We start from the raw sequence: 20,431 nt of genomic DNA on the forward strand, positions 1-20,431 counted from the left end.
TAAGATGCTCCACCAAATGAATACCTAAAAATATAAAGAACTGTAACGAGTTGTTATTTACGACGCTTACCACCTAATAGAGCGTTTAGTATTTGATTAATAAGTTTTGTTGTCATACGTTTAGATGTTTTTTGAACAATACCATCATACTGCCCACCACGAGGACCTGTTCGCCCAAATAAAAACTCTTTTATCACTTGTAGCAAACCACCGTCTTCATTGGTAGTTCCTGGTTTCGTAGTTGTATTGACGCTACTAGGTGATGAGTTAGGTATTTCTTTATTTTCTGATAACTTTTCAAATGCTGAAATACGATCAACTCTCTCTTCATACTTACCATACAAAAAAGAATGATTAATCAGCGTATTACGCTCCTCTTTTGTCAAAGCACCCATCCGAGAACAAGGCGCGATAATCATCGCTCGCTGAACAATTGCTGGAGTCCCTTTTTCTTCTAAAAAGGATATTAATGCTTCACCCACTCCCAACGCAGTAATAGCCTCTTCTGCATCAAAATCAGGATTTGCACGCATGGTTTGTGCCGCAGCTTTAACCGCTTTTTGATCTCGAGGCGAGAAAGCTCGCAGAGCATGCTGAACACGATTCCCCAACTGTCCTAAAACACGATCAGGAACATCTAAAGGATTTTGCGTCACAAAGTAAACACCTACCCCCTTAGAACGGATAAGCCTGACGATTTGCTCAATTTTTTCCAACAACGCGTTATTCGCATTCGTAAATAATAGATGTGCTTCATCAAAGAAAAAAACTAATTTTGGCTTTTCTAAATCACCAACCTCCGGTAATGTGTCATATAAGCTTGACAGTAACCAGAGTAAGAAAGTGGAGTAAAGCGTTGGAGAATTATAAAGTTTATCTGCTGCTAAAATATTAACAATACCACGCCCCTCTTCATTGATTCTCATTAAATCATTGATGGCTAGCATAGGTTCACCAAAGAACTGATCGCCTCCCTGCTCCTCTAATGTTAATAATCCACGCTGAATGGCACCAATAGATGCCATGCTCACATTGCCATAATTAATCTTGATATCATTAGCATTTTCGCCAACATAACGCACAACTGCTTTTAAATCTTTTAAATCTAATAACAAAAGTTTTTTATCAGAAGCCACTTTAAAGACAATCTGTAACACGCCTGTTTGCACATCATTCAAACCTAACAAACGGCTAATCAGTAAAGCACCTAAACTTGTAACTGTAGCACGCACAGGGTGGCCTTGCTCACCGTAAACATCCCAGAAAGTAACAGGTACAGCATTGGCTTGCCAGTCATCTACTTTTAAACTAGTCAAGCGACTTTGTAGCTTTTCAGACAACACTCCTGATGCACCAATCCCTGATAAATCCCCTTTTACATCAGCCATAAATACAGGAACCCCGATGGACGAAAACGATTCTGCCATCTTTTGCAATGTTACCGTCTTCCCTGTTCCCGTTGCACCTGTTATTAGACCATGACGGTTTGCCATATTAGGTAAAATAGCTAAAGGATCTAAGTTTGCCGTTTTTGCAATAACAATTGGTTTAATCATAAAAATACCTTTCTAAATAATCCGCTTATTTTACTGTAAACTCATTGTTTTTCCAAAGTTGCCCAGAATATATTTGATAACTTAAATATCGATTGCTCTACAATAGTTAAAATTGATAACTCTTTTTATAGCAATCTGGTTGTTGAAGTTTTAATTATCAAGTATTCTTCGCAACTCAACTTTCTAAAAAACTGATTACGATAGAACAACGCTTATGACAGACTTAAAAAAACTAGCACTCGAATATCATAGCCAACCAAGACCTGGCAAAATATCCATCAATGTTACCAAACCAACTGCAACAGCCAAAGATTTAGCTTTAGCTTATAGCCCAGGCGTAGCAGAACCTGTTCGTGAAATCGCTAAAGATCCTGAGCTTGCTTATAGCTATACTACCAAGGGGAACTTAGTCGCTGTTATTTCAAATGGTACCGCTATTTTAGGGCTTGGAGATTTAGGTGCGTTAGCCTCTAAACCTGTTATGGAAGGAAAAGGCGTATTATTTAAACGCTTTGCGGGTGTTGATGTTTTTGATATTGAAGTAAATACTAAAGACCCAAAAGCATTTATCGAAACAGTTAAAAACATTGCTTGTACCTTTGGTGGAATCAACCTTGAAGATATTAAAGCACCTGAATGCTTTGAAATTGAAGAAAAACTAATAGAGTTGTGTGATATTCCCGTTTTCCATGATGACCAACACGGCACCGCTATTGTTACTGCAGCTGGCATGCTCAATGCGTTAGAAATTGCCGGAAAAACAATCGAACAAGCTAAAATCGTTTGTTTAGGCGCTGGAGCAGCCGCTACTTCTTGCATGAAATTATTAGTTAGCATTGGTGCAAAAAAAGAAAATATATATATGGTTGACCGTCAAGGCGTTATCCACTCAGGCCGTAATGACTTAAACCCTTTCAAAGCACTTTTTGCTAACGATACAGACAAGCGTACCTTAGCTGATGCACTAAAAGATGCAGATGTTTTCGTCGGTTTATCTGGCCCTAACTTATTATCTGCTGACGGTCTAAAATCAATGGCTAGCAACCCTATTGTGTTTGCTTGCTCAAATCCTGACCCAGAAATCAGCCCTGAATTAGCACACGCTACACGCTCTGATGTTATCATGGCAACAGGGCGCTCTGACTACCCAAACCAAGTTAATAATGTGTTAGGCTTCCCCTTCATTTTCCGTGGCGCGCTCGATGTAAGAGCCACAGCAATCAACGAAGAAATGAAAATTGCAGCTGCCTATGCTTTACGTGATCTAGCTAAACAACCTGTACCTAAAGAAGTTTGCGAAGCGTATGGTGTTGATAGCCTAAGCTTTGGCCGTGAATACATTATTCCAAAACCAACAGATGCTAGGCTAATCACTATTGTATCTGATGCTGTAGCAAAGGCTGCTATCGACTCAGGTGTTGCCACATTACCCTATCCAAAAAACTATCCTCTACAATCTGTAGATGATGTGTTTAATAAGTAAATATAGCCATATGAAAAAGGAGATCGTAATGATCTCCTTTTTTTATTCCATTAATAATTTAGGTAAATTATTCAGCGCAGACATACCATTCACCACACAATAGGGTAACTCCTCACGCAGCGAGGCTATCTGAGCTTGCTTACCTGCAATAGTAAGATACCTTAAGTGCTTTAGCTTAAGTAGCTGTTTAACTGTTTTGGGATTATCCAATACATGGGTATCCAATAGCTGTAAAATAACCACCTGACTACTCGCCATTAAAAAACTCAAGTCTGTTATTTGTTCATTACCTGATAAGTCGAGCCATAATAATTTTTTTAACTTTTTAATAAAACTGAAATTACTCAACATTGGACAATGATTAATGGTTAAATACAAAAGCGAGGTTGTTTCCTCGATACTTTGAACTGTCTTTAACTGTGGTAAATAACTTAGCTCCAATGCCTCCAATTTTTCAGTTAATGGAAGCTTTATGATATTTAGCTGTCTTGATGCACTAATCAGTAATTTTGTTAACTGCGCCAATGCTATTAAATCTAGGCAATGACTTTGGTCCTCATACAACGTAAGGGCTGTATAATCATCCTGTACATTATCACTCTCAAGTGCTTGCTCAAAATGGTCATCAAATAAATTATAGGCAGGACCATCCTTAATATAACGCTGTCTAAATAAGACAATAAACGCTAACCATTGTTTTCTTGAAAGATTTTCAAATAATAACGGTCGCATCGAGGTTAATGTTTGAATGTGAGGTATTTCTTGTAACCACACACCTAAATCAGCAGGTCCAAAACCTGCTGGGGCTTCTTGTAATTTTTCTTTTAAAAAAGTTAAATCCATCATCAGACGTGTCGGCTACAACTGTTCATCATCATAGCCATAAAATTTAACACCAATACGGATCACATCACGCTCTTTAGAACGACGCCAGCGATTCGTATCACGTAATGAATAAATACACCCACAATATTCTTGCTGATAAAACTTCTCACGCTTACTGATTTCTATCATCCGTTGTGAACCACCCTTTTTACGCCAATTATAATCCCAATAGACTATTTCAGGGTATTTAGCTGCGGCACGCATACCACAACCGTTAATTTGATTCATATCTTTCCAGCGAGAAATACCTAATGAGCTACTAATTACTTTGAAACCATGTTCATGCGCATACAAAGCCATACGCTCAAAACGCATATCAAAACACATGGTACAGCGAATACCTCGTTCGGGTTCATCTTCCATCCCTTTTGCACGTTCAAACCAGTTGTCTGTATCATAGTCAGCATCGACAAAAGGAATATTATGCTTTTCGGCAAAACGAATATTTTCATCTTTACGAATCAAATACTCTTTTTCGGGATGAATATTAGGATTATAAAAAAACACCGTGTAATCAATGCCCGAAGCATGTAATGCCTCCATTACTTCCCCAGAACAAGGAGCGCAACAGGAATGTAACAATAATTTATCTTGCCCATTAGGTAACACTAACTTTTCACGGATAACAGCTGTACTCATTATTAAATACCGATACGACTAAAATTAAAGTCAAAAATTATAGCATTTTCTAGCATTACAACACTAATCTTCTATTAGCTCTAATGTACCATGCATAAGCCCTACATGCTCAGGATAGCTACAAAAGAAACTATAAGCTTGCCCTAATTGCAACTTGCTCACCTCAAATGTCACCATACTCACTTGGCCACCACCTAATAATTTAGTATGGGCAATAATGCGCGGATCATCACTGAGGTAATCATTACTTTTCTCAGTAATCAACGCTCTCAATAATGGCTCACTATCTTCAGTTTTAGCTAATACCCAATTATGCCCCATCACGTCTTTGCTAAGCTGCCCATCATGAATCAATGTCACTGTAAAGTTTTTACAAGCATTACTCACCTTAATATCAGATACATCCCAATATATCTGATCATCACTGTGTATAGTTAATTGACACTTAGGAGAGGCTGCACTAACCCCCGTAGCCCCTAATAGCACTCCAACAAAAAGGTATCTAAATAAACCTTTCATATCAGTGATCAACTTGACTTAGTAAATACTCTACCAATAATGGTACGGGTCTTCCTGTGGCCCCTTTATCTTTACCGCCGCTGATCCAAGCTGTTCCAGCAATATCAAGGTGAGCCCAAGGATACTTGGCAAAACGTGATAAGAAACAACCCGCCGTAATAGTTCCCGCTTTAGGCCCACCAATATTTGCCATATCTGCAAATGGACTGTCTAATTGCTCTTGATACTCTTCAAATAAAGGTAATTGCCATGCTTTATCATCGACTTGTTTACCGGCACTAAGCAATGAGGCAATCAAATCATCATCATTACCCATTAAACCGCTGGCTTGTGTACCTAGTGCAACAATACAAGCTCCTGTTAAAGTAGCAATATCTACCACTGCTTTCGGTTTAAAGCGTTCGGCATAGGTCAATGTATCGCATAAAACCAAGCGACCTTCTGCGTCAGTATTAAGAATTTCAACACTCTGACCACTCATGGTTTGCACGATATCGCCGGGTCTTGATGCGTGACCACTGGGCATATTTTCAGCGCAGGCCATTAAACCCACAACATTGATTGGTAACTGTAACTCGATCAACGATTTAAATACACCTAAAACAGATGCGGCTCCACACATATCATACTTCATCTCGTCCATGCCCGCACCAGGTTTCAGACTGATACCGCCTGTATCAAACGTAATGCCTTTACCCACTAAAACAATAGGTTGTTCAGATTTCTTTTTAGCACCGTTATACTGTAAAACGACTAAACGAGGAGCTTGTTCACTGCCTTGTGCAACCGCTAAAAATGCTCCCATTTTTAATGATTTCATTTTCTTTTCATCTAGCACTTCAACTGACACACGCTTATCTAACTTAACTAAAGCCTCTGCCTGTTTAGCAAAATAAACAGGATGGCACACATTAGGTGGAGTATTACCGAGATCACGCGTCAATGCCATTCCTGCTGCAATAGCTTGAGACTCTTTTACGGCTTTTTCAACTTGCTTACTTACCGCTTTTTCTACACAAAGTGTTATTTTTGCAAGTCGGCTAGGTTCTGCTTTGGTACTCTTATACTCATCAAAACAATAAGTATTAGATTCTAATGTTTCAACAAGTAAACGCGTCTTGCTATAAATGTCTCTCTGTTTAACATCCACATCATCCGCAACTAATAAAGCGTCCGTACCACCTAATTGTTTTAATACACGAAAACCTGCTATTAACCATTTACGGTATTGGGCATCAGTCAACGCTTTATCACCGGTTCCTACTAATAATACACGATGTGCTTTTAATGTATCTTGCGTTTGTAAAATAAAAGTTTGCCCTAAACTGCCCTTAAAATCACCCCATTTTAAAGTATTTTGAATAGCCCCATTAGTTAGCTTATCAACCAACTGTGCTGTCACATTGAGCTTCTGATCTTTACCAATAGCCAAAATCCATGTAGCGGCCTTTAAGGTCTCAGGCTGATTGCATTTAATTAAAAATTGCATAGTAATCCTCTGATCTTTTGATTTTCTTTAAACTAAATAAAAATTTTCTAACTACATGATATAACTTATCGCCCATCGAATAAAGGGCAGTTAAAAGAGAAATCGTTAAAGAAAAATTCAGATATCAAATAAATCAGCAATTTGATAAATAATACCTATCTACATCAGTGAAAATTAGCAACAAGAAATGGCTTACAACTACTATTTACATCTCTACAAAGATATTATTTAATTGTATAAGAGTTGAGTCTTATATTGGATGACGCTTTCTACCTGAGCGCATAAGCAAAAAGAAACAAGAGTCGGTCGATAAGCCGGGTTCTGTCGCGAACAGTCATTCATCTACGATGGCCATCACTGGACATCTTTAGCAACCTACCCGAATCCTGTACGGGCCGCACGTAGGATTCCTATTTGGTCTTGCTCCAAGTGGGGTTTACCTAGCCACAAACTGTTGCCAGTTGCGCGGTGCGCTCTTACCGCACCTTTTCACCCTTACCGTTAGCCAAAGCTACTTAGGCGGTTGTTTTCTGTGGCACTTTCCGTAGGCTTTCACCTCCCAGGCGTTACCTGGCACTTTGCCCTGTGGAGCCCGGACTTTCCTCCCCCCTTTATACAAGTATAAAAGGCAGCGACTGTTTAACCGACTCTTGCGGTGGCAAGGATACCCGTTTAAATAAAGAGAAACAAGTTATTTAAAAAACTTCTTATGCCTCTAGCCACAATATGATACTGACAGCACATTATTTATTTTTATCTATACACTCAATCGCATATTGGTATAGCTTATTTTTGCGCTCACCTGTTATTTCTGCGGCTAACGCTGCTGCTTGTTTGACAGGAAGTTCATTTAATAAAACTTTTAATACTCTTAACGATTCTTGATTAAAACTCTCTTCTTCAGGAGCTTTCCAAGGAGAGATCAATAACACGCACTCTCCCCGCTGCTGATTAGCATCTGAAGCAACCCAATTAACTAATTCCGCTAGTGAACATTGTTTTATAGTTTCAAACGTTTTTGTTAACTCTCTTGCTAAAACAGCCACTCGGTCAGAACCAAAAATAGCTGATAAGTCTTGTAGACTCTCTAAAAGTCGATGAGGGGCTTCATAAAAAATAAGTGTTCGCTGTTCTTGCTTTAAACTTTCAAGTGTATTTTTCCTAGCTACCGATTTAGCAGGTAAGAACCCCTCAAAACTGAAACGATCTGATGGTAATCCTGCAGCTGATAATGCAGTAATTACAGCACAAGCACCGGGAACAGGCACAACTTTTATATGTTTCAATTGGGCTTCTTTTACTAAATGAAAACCGGGGTCTGAAATGAGTGGAGTTCCCGCATCCGACACTAATGCAATATTTTTACCCGATAATAAGAGGTTGATCAAATAGCCCTGCTGCTCTCTCTCATTATGATCATGGCAAGGTTTTAATGGCGTACTAATTGCAAAATGCTGCAATAGCTTTGAAGTGTGTCGAGTGTCTTCTGCTGCGATAAGATCAACCTCACGTAACACGTTGAGTGCACGATGCGTTATATCTTCCAAATTACCAATAGGTGTTGCAACAACATACAAGCACCCTATTTGATTACATTCCAATGAAGTACCTTTGTTAGATTAAAATGGGCATTTTACTCTGCTTTTGCCATTTGTATAGTTGGATTGGCTACTTTATTCACACGTGTAATATAACTTATTGGACTAATCGCTTGGCTATTTCTAACAACCTCAAAATGGACATGAGGCCCTGTTGCACGTCCAGAACTGCCAACAAGTGCTATTGGCTGATCTGTTTGCACTAAATCACCTGCCTTTACTAAATTGCTTTGATTATGCGCATAAATTGTTTTATAACCATCGACATGGCTAATTTCAACTACATTACCATAGCCATTTTTCACACCAGAAAAGGTAACAACGCCAGCTGCAACAGCCATAATTTTTGAACCTCTAGGAGCTGAAAAATCAATCCCCTTATGCCCTCTTGCCTTTCCTGTAATAGGATCAATTCTGACACCGTAGGGAGAACTAATATAGGCATTTTTAACAGGATAGCCTGAAATGTAGTTTTCTTGTCTGATCGTACTCTTCACAATCAATGACTGCAAAACTGATAATTGTTTTTCTCTTGTTGAGATTCGATCAGATAACTCGTTGAGTTTTTGCATAAAGTCAGGAGGAGAAAAAGTTTGGTTGTTATCTCCTTCATCAAGACCTTCCTCAACACCTCCTAAGCCTACATTTTCAGAAAAATCAAACTCATTCTCAATACCAGCCAAATTAGTTAAGCGTTGCCCCATCGCATCTAAACGAATTAGACGTGCTTGAATATTAGCCAGATACACATTATAAGCATCCAACTGTGCTTGCGCTTCGGCTCGAATCGTCTCTACTTCAGCTTGAGAATTACTCAGGACTGATGTTAATCGCTCTTCTGAAACTAAGACCGTTGGTGTTGTAATAGCTTTTACAAACAAACACCCTAAACCAGCAGATATTAGACATAACATAGCAATGCCTAAAACCAAAATAGAAATATCTACTGAAAAAGTAGATCGATTACGCTGACCGTTTTTATCAGAAATTAAAATAAGTCGCATTATTGATGTATTCCTTTCATGAGTATTAGATTACAGATTCTTGAGATTTTGCTAGAATAACATTGTTATTTTAATACAGAGGCCTTATGTCTTTTCGACCCTTATATGCAAAGCGATCTAAATCAATACTGACTCAAATGGCGCCAGTTAAGGTTCTTATGCAAAAAGCATCTTACCTTAACAAGTTGCAACAATGTTTAAATCTTTATTTATCCGCAACATTACAAGAACACTGCGCTGTTGCCTCCTTCCAAAATGGAGTATTAACTATTTTGATGAGTAATGCGCAGTGGGCTACACGCATGCGTTATCAACAAAACAAGTTAAAACAACAACTACAAGCACACCATGAATTTCATGATATCGTAAAAATTATCGTTAAGGTTTCACCTAAGCCACTAAAGCAAACTGAGGAAACTAATGATCTGTCACTCTCTTTAAATACCGCTACGATCATTAGTGAAACCGCTAAAGGGATAACAGACCCAGTGCTTAAAGAAGCACTGGAACGTTTAGCCAAACATACCCACTAAACTTTCGGGTTAGATTTTAACAGATTACGCGGTTGTGGCAAGTTGAATATAAGAAATAGGCGCTTTTTCACTTTCATCAAATGTCACCATTTCCCAAGCATCGGTCTGACTGATAAGCGCTCTTAATAGTTTATTATTTAACGCATGCCCTGATTTAAAGCCAATAAACTCACCCACCAAACTATGACCAAGAAGATAAAGGTCACCAATAGAATCTAGTATTTTATGTTTTACGAACTCATCTTCATAACGAAGACCGTCTTCATTCATTACGCCGTCATCGCCAACAACAATGGCATTATCTAAACTGCCCCCTAAGGTTAAGTGTTTAGAGCGTAAGTATTCAATCTCTCTCATAAAGCCAAAGGTTCTAGCTCGGCTTACTTCTTTCACGAATGTAGTACTAGAAAAATCAATAGTTGCTGATTGTGTATGCTTTTTAAACGCAGGATGGTCAAAGTCGATTTCAAAACTAACTTTAAAACCATCAAATGGTAAAAATGTTGCTTTTTTACCATTTTCTTCAACAGATACTTCTTTTTTAATACGAATAAATCGCTTAGGTGCCTCTTGCTCTTCTAAACCAGCTGACTGAATTAAGAAAACGAAAGGACCTGCACTACCATCCATAATAGGTACTTCTGAGCTTGACAACTCAATTCTTGCATTGTCGATACCCAACCCTGCCATAGCAGATAATAAATGCTCTACGGTATCAACGCGCTCATTATTTTTCATCAATGTTGTGGATAGGGTTGTCTCACCAACATTTTCAGCACGAGCAGGAATCTCTATCACAGGGTCTAAATCTGTACGACAGAAAACAATACCTGTATCAACCGGTGCTGGTTTTAGCGTAAGATAAACCTTTTTACCTGAGTGCAACCCTATACCTGTTGCACGAATAGTGTTTTTTAATGTGCGTTGCTTAATCATACTATATTTTGTTCCTGCAAAATGCGAATTACTATCAATAATAGCAGATAGACCCTTGCCTGAATACCCTTTGAATGATTGAAAAAATAAAATAGCGTTATAGATAAAAACCTATAACGCTATTTCTTTAATACTAAAAGTCAGTCATTAATTAGTCAGCTTGATTTCTTAAAAAAGCTGGAATATCTAAATAGTCAAGGTCTTCTTGTGCTTGTAAGTTAGTTGCTGTATTACCTTGAGCACCACGATTACGCATGACAGTTGGACGGTCAAAATCACGATAGTTAGTTTCTGTTGAATTAACTTCCACACGTGGAGCAGTAGGAACATCATTCGTATTTAAAGTGGGAATGGTATTATCAATTACTTTAATAGGCTTCATTTCTTGGCCTAAACCAGTCACAACCACTGTTACATTAAGTTCATCACCCATGGTTGGGTCGATAGCTGAACCAATTTTCACTGTGGCGTGATCAGACACTAAATCTTCAATAATCTCACCCACATCATTGAATTCACCAATGGTCATATCACTGGCAGTGATATTAACGAGTACACCACGTGCACCTTGTAAATTAATGTCTTCAAGTAAAGGATTACGAATAGCGGCTTCGGCGGCTTCACGCGCACGGTTAGGACCACTTGCACTACCTGAACCCATCATTGCCATTCCCATTTCACTCATTACTTCCTTCACGTCTGCAAAGTCAATATTAATAAGTCCTGGGCGTTGCATAATGTCAGAAATACCTCTAACAGCTCCTGCTAGGACATCATCAGCCTTAGCAAAAGCAGAGAGCAAGCTTACATCTTTACCTAAAATGGTAATAAGTTTTTCATTAGGAATAGTGATAAGAGAGTCAACATGTTCAACAAGTGCGTCAATTCCCTGATCAGCCACTTTACTACGTTTACGTCCTTCAAATAAAAATGGGCGTGTTACAACGGCAACTGTAAGAATACCCATTTCTTTAGCCACTTGAGCAATAATAGGCGCAGCACCTGTACCAGTACCACCACCCATACCTGTGGTGATGAATACCATGTTGGCACCTTGCAAGGCTTCAGAAATACGTTCGCGATCTTCTAGAGCGGCTTCGCGTCCAATATCAGGATTAGTACCCGCACCTAGTCCCTTAGTAATATTAGCGCCTAGTTGAAGAATTGAACCACCATGAATGCCTTTTAAGGCTTGCGCATCTGTATTTGCACAAATAAACTCAACACCTTCAATATCGCTACGAATCATGTGGTTCACGGCATTCCCGCCACCGCCGCCAACACCGATTACTTTAATTACCGCATTAAGCTGGGCTTCAACCATCTCAAACATTGCCTCTCTCCTAAACCTAAAACAACATGCCTTGCCGTCTATATATAGTTATTTTACCGTTAGATGGCTCGAATATCTAGTGTTCTTTGCTTTATATTAATATAAATATTGATTTTTTTATAGCTTATGGTCTCAAAAAGCAAATTTATGAGTTATTAATTGATACATCATCAATTAATTGGCTTAGAAATTACCCTGTACCCATTTTTTTAGACGGCTAAAAACAGATACTGAATGGCGTACTTCTTTTTCGCTAATAGAGACAGTGTCCACATGCTGCTGTGCACCATAAAGCAACAAACCTACCGCTGTAGAATAAATGGGATTATGAATCACACTCTCTAACCCATTGATGTTATAAGGAACACCCAACCTTACAGGCATATGGAAAATCTCCTCTGCCAGTTCTACAGCGCCCTCCATTTTTGAAGTACCTCCGGTTAATACAATTCCCGCGGGTACCATATCTTCATAACCACTGCGACGTAATTCTTTTTGAACGAACTTGAATAACTCCTCATAACGAGGCTCGACTACCTCTGCCAGTGCCTGACGAGACAATTCTCTTGGCGGACGTTCGCCCACACTAGGCACCTTAATCATTTGTCCCGCACCCGTTAACTTAGCTAAAGCACAGGCATAGCGAATTTTAATTTCTTCCGCATATTGCGTTGGTGTACGCAATGCCATTGCAATATCATTGGTAATTTGATCCCCCGCAATCGGGATTACTGCGGTATGACGAATAGCACCTTCAGTATAAACGGCAATATCTGAAGTACCACCGCCAATATCAACCAAACAGACACCTAGCTCTTTTTCATCATCGGTCAGCACAGAGTAAGAAGAGGCTAATTGCTCTAATATGATGTCATCAACATCTAAGCCACAACGTCTAACACATTTTTCAATATTTTGTGCCGAGTTAACAGCACAGGTCACCACATGAACTTTCGCTTCTAAACGAACACCATACATACCTAATGGTTCACGCACACCCTCTTGGTTATCAATCACATAATCTTGAGGTAGTGTATGAAGTACTCTTTGATCAGCTGGAATTGCAACCGCTTTTGCAGAGTCTAAGACGCGCTCGATATCAGCTTTTGTTACTTCGCCTTCTCTTATTGCAACAATACCATCTGAATTTAAACTGCGGATATGACTGCCCGCGATACCTACATATGCAGAATAAATCTGACATCCAGCCATCTGTTGCGCTTCATCAATAGCATATTGAATGGACTGAACAGTCGATTCGATGTTGACAACAACACCTTTCTTCAAACCGCGAGAGGCATGTGTACCTAGACCAACAACCTCTATTTCACCATCAGCAGAAATCTCACCTACCAAAGCAACGACTTTAGAAGTACCAATATCTAAACCAACAATCATCTTGCTACTTTGCTCATGCGCCATAAGACTCTGTATTCTCCCCGAGGCACTCTTATTTAAGAACAATGGCAAAAAGCCACTTCTTACAGACCTAACGAATTATTTAGTATCTAAAAAATGGCTTATTATGAAGCGTTTTTTATTGCCTTGCTAGCATCTTAGTTGCTTTATTCGTTTCAATTTCTTTACTTGGATCTTTCCAAGCAACAGCCATAGCATTATTGTAACGTAAATCAACACGTGCGATATTATCTATTTTATCTTTTAGACTAAAATCATAAGCTCTATTAAAACGTCTTAATCTATCAACAATATCGTTATTACCTAAGACCAATTCCAGCCCTGTATTAGTAACTACCGTCCAATGCCCTGTATCTTCAAGCGTTAACGATGCAATAAAAAAATCCATCGGACGCAACAATTGACTAATAATTTGATACTGTTGCATAACTTGAACATGTGCATCATCAGGACCAGCGAGCAAAGGAAGATCCTTATAGGCTGAAACATCTTTTACCAAGAAAGGTTCACCCACATTATTTAGCAACCCATGAGCACCCCAACGTGCAATAGGTTGGCGTCCATTCAAATTTATTTTTAGCTCATTCGGCCATACACGCTCAATTTCAACATGAGAAATCCAAGGTGTTGTTTCTAATTTGTGGCGTAACTGTTCTAAATTCACATCTAAAAAACCAGTATTTACAAAAGGCTCTATGCGATTTTGTAAAGTCTGTTGGTCAATGTACCCAAACTCACCTAAAACAGTTACTTTAGCAATAGGCTGATTAATATAAGCGGCTATTCTATTCACGACATTATATACAACCACCGCGAATACTAACGATAGTACGATATAACCGATTATCTTAAAATAATCCGTCATCACACCTAAACGCGCTATAATGCTTTTTCTAGGCATTACTCGGCTAGCCCCTCGCTGACTCGCTTTTTGCTTCCAGTGGGGTATGGATTCTCCATATCTTACTCGTACATCTAACATATTAACCTTCTTGTTCTAATGTTGTTCCTAATATAGTTAATACCAATTGCTGATAATTCATACCTATTGCCCTAGCAGCCATTGGTACTAAACTATGATCAGTCATTCCTGGGGCTGTATTAACCTCTAATAAATAGAAATCACCTTGTTGGTTTTGCATGACATCAACACGCCCCCACCCCTCAACATTAATTAATTGGCAAGACTTCTTAACTAATGCCTTTAATTCATCTTCTTTCTGCACATCTAAACCACAGGGAATCTGATAAACAGTATCTGCTGCTATATATTTAGCATCATAATCATAAAAGCTATGTGTTGTTCCTAAACGAATAGCGGGTAGAACTTCATTATCGACCATACTAACCGTAAACTCAGCACCTGTGATCCACTCTTCCACGAGTACTTCTTTGTCATAAATAAGTGCTTCACGCCATGCGTCGATTAACTCAACTAATGTATTAACTTTAGCCATGCCAACGCTAGAGCCTTCATGACTCGGCTTTACAATAAGAGGGAAACCTAAACGGTCAGCAACTTGGTTACAGTCCTCTTCCGTGACTAACATTGCATATCTAGGGGTTGGCAGTCCAAAACTTGACCATATTTGTTTGGTACGTAGCTTATCCATAGCTAAAGCAGAGGCTAAAATACCACTGCCAGTATACGGTATTTTCAAGGTTTCTAAAAGCCCTTGAATACAACCATCCTCACCGCCTCGACCATGTAAAATATTAAAAACACGGTCTACTTTTTCTGTCAAAAACTTAGCAAGCCAATTACCTTTTGTATCAACGCCAAATGCATCAACACCAGCATCAAGCAAGGCTTGTAAAACCATTTTACCTGAGTTTAAGGAAACCTCACGCTCAGCGCTTTCCCCGCCGAAAAATACAGCAACCCGACCAAAATCTTTAGGATTATATTTTTTCATTTTTCTTCTTTCCTGCTTTAATCGTCTTAACATTTGGGACATCCTCTATAAAACGAGAGGCTTTCTCCATAATCTGATTAGAAATAGCACCAATATCGCCTGCTCCCTGGCACAGCAATATATCATCTGGTTTTAATAACGGTTTTAATACTTCAATAATGTCGGCATCACGCTCAACATAAATAGGGTCTAATACACCTCGTTGGCGGATACTGCCACAAAGTTGCCGACTATCAGCTCCTGGAATAGGCTCCTCACCCGCAGGATATACTTCCATCAAAAAGAGTAGATTAACTGTGGAAAGTACTTGGACAAAATCTTCATACAAATCACGTGTTCGTGTGTATCGATGAGGCTGGTAAAGCATTACTAAACGCCTATCCGGCCAGCCGTCTCGCACCGCTTGAATCACCGCCCCCACTTCTGTCGGATGGTGCCCATAATCATCAACAACCATGACAGAACCATCTTCGATAGGAAGTTCACCATAAACTTGGAAGCGCCGCCCTACTCCTTCAAATTTGCCAATACCTGATAGAATCGTTTTATCATTTATACCATCATCAGAAGCAACGGCTAACGTTGCTAACGAATTGAGCACATTATGCTTACCAGGCAAATTAACAGAAGCTTTTAATGGCTCATGGCCTTTTCTTAAAATAGTAAAGTAGGTACGTAACTCTTCTTGATAAACATCCACAGCACGTATATCCGCATCTTCACTAAACCCGTATGTGACGATAGGTCGACTGATTTGTGGAATGATTTCTCTCACAACTGGGTCATCAATGCACATGACCGCAAGCCCATAAAAAGGTAAATTATGTAAAAAGCTGATGAATGTTTTCTTTAATTTATTAAAGTCGCCATCATAAGTTGCCATATGATCTGCTTCTATATTAGTCACAATGGCAACCATCGGCTGCAAGTGTAAAAAGCTAGCATCACTTTCATCGGCTTCAGCAATTAAATATTGCCCTTCACCTAACTTTGCATTAGTCCCTGCTGCATTTAAACGCCCGCCAATCACAAAGGTAGGATCACGTTTTGCGGCTGCATAAACAGATGCTACTAAACTTGTAGTGGTTGTTTTACCGTGGGTTCCAGCGACAGCAATACCATAACGATAACGCATTAGTTCACCCAGCATTTCTGCACGAGGAACAACAGGAATACGTCTGTCCAATGCAGCAGCTACTTCAGGATTCTGTCTATTAATCGCACTAGATACCACTAAAACACTGGCATTTGCTTGATTTTCAACACAATGACCAATATGGATAATCGCACCCATTTCACTTAATCGTTGTGTAATAGAAGATGCTTTAATATCTGAACCTGATACCTTATAGCCTAAATTCAAAAGTACCTCAGCAATACCACACATCCCTGAGCCACCAATACCCACAAAATGGATCCAATGAACTCGGCGCATACGGCGCATGCGACGTGATTCTGGCTGTAATACTTCATAACGATGCTTAGCCATTTGTAGCCTCCAAACAAATATTAACCACTGTCGTTGTGGCATTAGGCTGTGCTAATTTCTTTGCTATATTTCCCATATCAACTAACTTTTTCGAATCTTTAAATAAATTACGTAAATGATTTGCCATTACTTGAGGCGTTAACTCAGCCTGAACTAATTTTATTGCTGCTTCATGGCAGGCTAAATAATCAGCATTAAAACTTTGGTGATCATCAATAGCTGTTGGTAATGGAATTAAAATGGCAGCGGACCCCGTTGCGGCTAATTCACTAACCGTCAATGCACCGGCGCGGCAAACCACGAGATCTGCCCATTGATAAGCTTGCAACATATCGCTGACAAAAGGTTCAACTTTTGCTGACACCGCCACTTTTTGATAACGCTCAACCGTTATATCCGCATGATTTTTACCACTTTGATGAAAAACTTCAGGCCGCTCAGCCGCATCCAATAATGCCAAGGCATCAGGCAATAGTTTATTAAGCGCTTCAGCCCCCAAACTACCACCAATAATCAATAAATGAACTTTTCTCCCATCAATCGCCGTACGCTCAAAGGCTGTAAATAGTTCTTTACGCACAGGGTTGCCTGTAGTTACTGGATGTACCTTTGCATCAAAAGCATTAGGAAATGCTTGGCACACTTTAGTTGCAATATTTGATAAATAGCGGTTGGCGGTTCCGACTTTAGCATTTTGTTCATGAATAATCAGGGGAATACCTGCAAGCTTCGCTGCTAAACCACCAGGACCTGTTACAAAACCACCAAAACCAACAACGCACACAGGATTTAGTTCTTTTAAAAGTTTACGGGCTTGCATTAATGCGCCCAATAATAAAAAGGGGGCTTTTAACAACGTTTTAATATTTTTACCACGTATACCAGTGACATTAATCGAATGAAGAGGAAAACCTGCTTGGCTAACCAACTCATTCTCCATTCCTTTAGGTGTTCCAAGCCAATGAACCGCGTAACCTCTATCTTGAAACTCTTTTGCGCAGGCAAGTGCTGGAAAAACGTGCCCACCTGTACCTGCGGCCATAATAAGTACATTTTTAGCGTCCATGTTTCACCTCTAATGACTCTTCTGGGAAATCTTTATCACTAAACTCATAGGATATATCGGGTGCTGGATATCTTCTTTCCCAGTCAATCCGTAACAACAGCCCCAGACAAACACAACAAATAACCAATGAACTACCACCGTAACTTAAAAAAGGCAGTGTTAACCCCTTGGTGGGTAATAGGCCTACATTCACACCCACATTGATCAAAAACTGACCAATCCATAAAATAGCAATTCCGTAAGCTGTGTATGCTGAAAAATATTGTTTATCCTGTTCTGCATGAAGTCCAATTAATAGAGCTCTTACACCAACGAAAACAAATAGGATAACAGTACACAGAGACCCCACTAGCCCTAACTCTTCTGCTAGCACAGCAAATACAAAGTCCGTATGCGCCTCTGGTAAATAGAACTGTTTTTGAATACTATTCCCGAGTCCTAAACCAAACCAATCCCCTCGACCAAACGCAATCAGTGATTGGCTTAATTGATAACCTGATCCAAACTGATCAGCAAATGGATCTGTAAAGTTCATTAAACGATGCATACGGTATTCCTGTGTCAATACAAGAAAAATAACCGCCCCGATACTAATTAGTACCATTAATAAAAAACGCCCCATACTTACTCCACCCAAAAACAGCATAGCAAGTGCAGCGCCCATCATGACTACAGTAGCGCCGAAGTCAGGTTCTAAAAGGAACAACCATGCAATGGGTAAAATAACCACAAAGGGTTTAAAAAAGCCAGCCCATGTGTCTCTCACCTGATCTTTTCGGCGAACTAAATAACCTGCCAAATAGATAACGACAAAGAGCTTACCTAGCTCGGAAGGTTGAATATTAAAGAAACTAACCCCAATCCAACGATTAGCACCATTAACATTACGTCCAATACCAGGAATCAATACTGCAACCAGTAATACAACAGCAAAAATCAATAAATGTGCACCATACTTTTGCCATATTTTAAGCGGTATCGTCAATACAACGAGGGTGGAGCATAACCCCAGCAGAACATAAATCAAATGTCTTGTTAAATTATAAAAACTGTTTCCTGTTTGTACCGACGCTACTTCAGACGATGCGGAAGCAATCATCACCGTTCCTAGTCCTAATAAAAGCAAACAGCCTGCTAATAAAGGAAAATCAACATCAAATCCACGCCGACTAAATAGTGGCGAAGGATTTAAACAAAAGAGTGACTGCTTCATAGCAACAGCCCCCTAACAGCATCTTTGAAGAAACGACCACGTTCTTCAAAACCATTAAACATATCCCAACTTGCACAAGCTGGCGCTAATAAAACGGCATCATTTTTTTGTGCCAATAGTGCTGACTCTTTTACCGCTTGTTCAATACTATCCACATAAATTCTTTGTACTGTCGACGGTAATACTTGCTCAATTAATTTTGCATCTCTGCCCATTAAAACCACTGCACGACAGAACTTCCCAATTGGGCCCTTCAAACTTGAGAAATCAGCACCTTTGCCATCACCACCTGCAATTAAAATAAGCTTGCCTGTAATATCGCCACCCAAACCATCAATAGCTGCTAGCGAAGCGCCTACATTAGTAGCCTTAGAGTCATTATAATAGTCAACATCATCTATGTTAGCGACCCACTCACAACGATGCTCAAGTCCCTTAAAATCTAGCAAGGCACTGATCATATGCTCAAATGAAAGACCAGCTGCATGTCCTAATGCAAGTGCTGCCATCGCATTAGCATAGTTATGAAGCCCTTTTATTTTCATTTTTTCAATAGGCAGTAGGGGTTGATTATTAAAAGCAATCCAAGTCTCACCGTGTAATGACATTAGTTTAAAACCTAAAAAATCATCTGCTTGTGGTTTTACTGAAAACGAATAGCATTCGGTCGGACTACCTGACCATTCTAAAGGACTAGAGTAGTGATCATCCACATTGATAACACAATGTTTAGCACCTATAAAAATACGCTGTTTCGCTTCGATATATTCTTTTATACCGGCGTAACGATCCATGTGATCTTCACTGATATTTAATAATGTAGCGACTTCAGCATTCAAATGCTGACAACTTTCTAGCTGAAAACTCGATAACTCCAAAACATAAAGCTCTACATCATCAGATAAAAGATTTAATGCAGCTTCGCCTAAATTTCCGCCTACCGCTACTTTTTTACCAACAGCTTTTGCCATTTCACCTACTAGTGTGGTTACGGTACTTTTACCATTCGAACCTGTAATAGCAACAATAGGCGCTTTTACGACTTGTGAGAATAAGTCAATATCACCTGATAAAACAACACCCCGACGCGAAGCTTCTTGTAAAGCGGGTGTTTTTAAATCAAGACCAGGGCTCACAAACAATATCTTTGCACGACATAAGAAATTAACATCCAAATTCCCACAGCGAACTTCAAGTTCAGGGTACTCACATTTTAATCTCGCTAATTCTGGAGGATTACTACGTGTATCAACCACAGCAAAAGAAGCACGCTGACTCGCTAAATAGCGAACCAATGACATACCACTTTTGCCTAGACCGACAACAATATAAAAATCATTTGCAGTAATCATT

18 protein-coding genes and 1 other RNA gene are annotated in these 20,431 nt (G+C 39.4%); 2 read left to right on the top strand and 17 right to left on the bottom strand.

Going from position 1 to position 20,431, the window contains the following annotated elements:
- Positions 1-53: 53 nt before the first annotated feature.
- Positions 54-1,556 (bottom strand): helicase HerA-like domain-containing protein, encoded by a 1,503-nt coding sequence (locus tag DM558_RS09190; protein WP_127163678.1) that lies wholly within the window; start codon positions 1,554-1,556, stop codon positions 54-56.
- Positions 1,557-1,770: 214 nt separating this feature from the next.
- Here DM558_RS09190 and DM558_RS09195 point away from each other — a divergent pair, with 214 nt between their 5' ends.
- Complete coding sequence (locus DM558_RS09195; RefSeq protein WP_127163680.1) at positions 1,771-3,039, top strand: malic enzyme-like NAD(P)-binding protein; 1,269 nt, start codon at positions 1,771-1,773, stop codon at positions 3,037-3,039.
- Positions 3,040-3,081: 42 nt separating this feature from the next.
- Here DM558_RS09195 and DM558_RS09200 read toward each other — a convergent pair whose 3' ends face one another.
- From DM558_RS09200 to DM558_RS09230, 7 genes are all read right to left on the bottom strand, one after another.
- Positions 3,082-3,885 carry a hypothetical protein gene (locus tag DM558_RS09200; RefSeq protein WP_127163682.1) on the bottom strand — a complete coding sequence of 268 codons (804 nt, stop codon included), beginning with the start codon at positions 3,883-3,885 and terminating at the stop codon, positions 3,082-3,084.
- 12 nt (positions 3,886-3,897) lie between these two features.
- Positions 3,898-4,563, bottom strand: a complete 666-nt coding sequence (locus DM558_RS09205) for an epoxyqueuosine reductase QueH (RefSeq protein WP_109701996.1) — start codon at positions 4,561-4,563, stop codon at positions 3,898-3,900.
- 63 nt (positions 4,564-4,626) lie between these two features.
- Positions 4,627-5,082 carry an azurin gene (azu, locus tag DM558_RS09210; RefSeq protein WP_127163684.1) on the bottom strand — a complete coding sequence of 152 codons (456 nt, stop codon included), beginning with the start codon at positions 5,080-5,082 and terminating at the stop codon, positions 4,627-4,629.
- Position 5,083: 1 nt separating this feature from the next.
- Complete coding sequence (locus DM558_RS09215; RefSeq protein ID WP_127163686.1) at positions 5,084-6,571, bottom strand: leucyl aminopeptidase; 1,488 nt, start codon at positions 6,569-6,571, stop codon at positions 5,084-5,086.
- Positions 6,572-6,865: 294 nt separating this feature from the next.
- Positions 6,866-7,222: RNase P RNA component class A (gene rnpB / locus DM558_RS09220), an RNA gene on the bottom strand.
- Positions 7,223-7,314: 92 nt separating this feature from the next.
- Entirely contained in the window at positions 7,315-8,172 is an 858-nt protein-coding gene (gene rsmI / locus DM558_RS09225) for a 16S rRNA (cytidine(1402)-2'-O)-methyltransferase (protein WP_127163688.1), read from the bottom strand.
- A gap of 32 nt (positions 8,173-8,204) precedes the next feature.
- The gene (locus DM558_RS09230) at positions 8,205-9,173 is read right to left on the bottom strand and encodes a M23 family metallopeptidase (RefSeq protein ID WP_127163689.1); all 969 of its coding nucleotides are present in this window, start codon (positions 9,171-9,173) and stop codon (positions 8,205-8,207) included.
- An 86-nt stretch (positions 9,174-9,259) separates the two neighbouring features.
- Here DM558_RS09230 and DM558_RS09235 point away from each other — a divergent pair, with 86 nt between their 5' ends.
- A complete protein-coding gene (locus DM558_RS09235) occupies positions 9,260-9,706 on the top strand; it encodes a DUF721 domain-containing protein (protein ID WP_109701991.1) in 447 nt (148 codons plus the stop codon).
- A gap of 24 nt (positions 9,707-9,730) precedes the next feature.
- Here DM558_RS09235 and lpxC read toward each other — a convergent pair whose 3' ends face one another.
- The 9 genes from lpxC to murD form a co-directional block, all read right to left on the bottom strand.
- Entirely contained in the window at positions 9,731-10,642 is a 912-nt protein-coding gene (lpxC, locus tag DM558_RS09240; RefSeq protein WP_127163691.1) for a UDP-3-O-acyl-N-acetylglucosamine deacetylase, read from the bottom strand.
- Positions 10,643-10,793: 151 nt separating this feature from the next.
- The gene (gene ftsZ, locus DM558_RS09245; protein ID WP_127163693.1) at positions 10,794-11,975 is read right to left on the bottom strand and encodes a cell division protein FtsZ; all 1,182 of its coding nucleotides are present in this window, start codon (positions 11,973-11,975) and stop codon (positions 10,794-10,796) included.
- A gap of 183 nt (positions 11,976-12,158) precedes the next feature.
- Entirely contained in the window at positions 12,159-13,397 is a 1,239-nt protein-coding gene (gene ftsA, locus DM558_RS09250; protein ID WP_109701988.1) for a cell division protein FtsA, read from the bottom strand.
- Positions 13,398-13,512: 115 nt separating this feature from the next.
- The gene (locus DM558_RS09255; RefSeq protein ID WP_109701987.1) at positions 13,513-14,376 is read right to left on the bottom strand and encodes a cell division protein FtsQ/DivIB; all 864 of its coding nucleotides are present in this window, start codon (positions 14,374-14,376) and stop codon (positions 13,513-13,515) included.
- Between the two features lies 1 nt (position 14,377).
- Complete coding sequence (locus DM558_RS09260) at positions 14,378-15,310, bottom strand: D-alanine--D-alanine ligase (RefSeq protein WP_127163695.1); 933 nt, start codon at positions 15,308-15,310, stop codon at positions 14,378-14,380.
- Entirely contained in the window at positions 15,297-16,754 is a 1,458-nt protein-coding gene (murC, locus tag DM558_RS09265) for a UDP-N-acetylmuramate--L-alanine ligase (protein ID WP_407644315.1), read from the bottom strand. The genes DM558_RS09260 and murC overlap by 14 nt, the downstream gene beginning before the upstream one ends.
- A gap of 37 nt (positions 16,755-16,791) precedes the next feature.
- Positions 16,792-17,865, bottom strand: a complete 1,074-nt coding sequence (murG, locus tag DM558_RS09270) for an undecaprenyldiphospho-muramoylpentapeptide beta-N-acetylglucosaminyltransferase (protein WP_127163697.1) — start codon at positions 17,863-17,865, stop codon at positions 16,792-16,794.
- Positions 17,855-19,078: a putative lipid II flippase FtsW gene (gene ftsW / locus DM558_RS09275; RefSeq protein WP_109701984.1), complete on the bottom strand. Its 1,224-nt coding sequence runs from the start codon at positions 19,076-19,078 to the stop codon at positions 17,855-17,857. Before ftsW ends, murG begins: the two co-directional genes overlap by 11 nt.
- Positions 19,075-20,430 carry a UDP-N-acetylmuramoyl-L-alanine--D-glutamate ligase gene (gene murD, locus DM558_RS09280; RefSeq protein WP_127163699.1) on the bottom strand — a complete coding sequence of 452 codons (1,356 nt, stop codon included), beginning with the start codon at positions 20,428-20,430 and terminating at the stop codon, positions 19,075-19,077. Before murD ends, ftsW begins: the two co-directional genes overlap by 4 nt.
- Position 20,431 lies beyond the last annotated feature (1 nt).

The sequence above is a fragment of the Entomomonas moraniae genome, assembly GCF_003991975.1.
Lineage (GTDB): Bacteria > Pseudomonadota > Gammaproteobacteria > Pseudomonadales > Pseudomonadaceae > Entomomonas > Entomomonas moraniae.

Excerpts from the sequence above, each read along its gene's own strand:
- DM558_RS09190 (WP_127163678.1), bottom strand. The coding sequence starts at position 1,556 with ATGATTAAACCAATTGTTATTGCAAAAACGGCAAACTTAGATCCTTTA.
- DM558_RS09195 (WP_127163680.1), top strand. The coding sequence starts at position 1,771 with ATGACAGACTTAAAAAAACTAGCACTCGAATATCATAGCCAACCAAGA.
- DM558_RS09200 (WP_127163682.1), bottom strand. The coding sequence starts at position 3,885 with ATGATGGATTTAACTTTTTTAAAAGAAAAATTACAAGAAGCCCCAGCA.
- DM558_RS09205 (WP_109701996.1), bottom strand. The coding sequence starts at position 4,563 with ATGAGTACAGCTGTTATCCGTGAAAAGTTAGTGTTACCTAATGGGCAA.
- azu (WP_127163684.1), bottom strand. The coding sequence starts at position 5,082 with ATGAAAGGTTTATTTAGATACCTTTTTGTTGGAGTGCTATTAGGGGCT.
- DM558_RS09215 (WP_127163686.1), bottom strand. The coding sequence starts at position 6,571 with ATGCAATTTTTAATTAAATGCAATCAGCCTGAGACCTTAAAGGCCGCT.
- DM558_RS09230 (WP_127163689.1), bottom strand. The coding sequence starts at position 9,173 with ATGCGACTTATTTTAATTTCTGATAAAAACGGTCAGCGTAATCGATCT.
- DM558_RS09235 (WP_109701991.1), top strand. The coding sequence starts at position 9,260 with ATGTCTTTTCGACCCTTATATGCAAAGCGATCTAAATCAATACTGACT.
- lpxC (WP_127163691.1), bottom strand. The coding sequence starts at position 10,642 with ATGATTAAGCAACGCACATTAAAAAACACTATTCGTGCAACAGGTATA.
- ftsZ (WP_127163693.1), bottom strand. The coding sequence starts at position 11,975 with ATGTTTGAGATGGTTGAAGCCCAGCTTAATGCGGTAATTAAAGTAATC.
- ftsA (WP_109701988.1), bottom strand. The coding sequence starts at position 13,397 with ATGGCGCATGAGCAAAGTAGCAAGATGATTGTTGGTTTAGATATTGGT.
- DM558_RS09255 (WP_109701987.1), bottom strand. The coding sequence starts at position 14,376 with ATGTTAGATGTACGAGTAAGATATGGAGAATCCATACCCCACTGGAAG.
- DM558_RS09260 (WP_127163695.1), bottom strand. The coding sequence starts at position 15,310 with ATGAAAAAATATAATCCTAAAGATTTTGGTCGGGTTGCTGTATTTTTC.
- murC (WP_407644315.1), bottom strand. The coding sequence starts at position 16,754 with ATGCGCCGTATGCGCCGAGTTCATTGGATCCATTTTGTGGGTATTGGT.
- murG (WP_127163697.1), bottom strand. The coding sequence starts at position 17,865 with ATGGACGCTAAAAATGTACTTATTATGGCCGCAGGTACAGGTGGGCAC.
- ftsW (WP_109701984.1), bottom strand. The coding sequence starts at position 19,078 with ATGAAGCAGTCACTCTTTTGTTTAAATCCTTCGCCACTATTTAGTCGG.
- murD (WP_127163699.1), bottom strand. The coding sequence starts at position 20,430 with ATGATTACTGCAAATGATTTTTATATTGTTGTCGGTCTAGGCAAAAGT.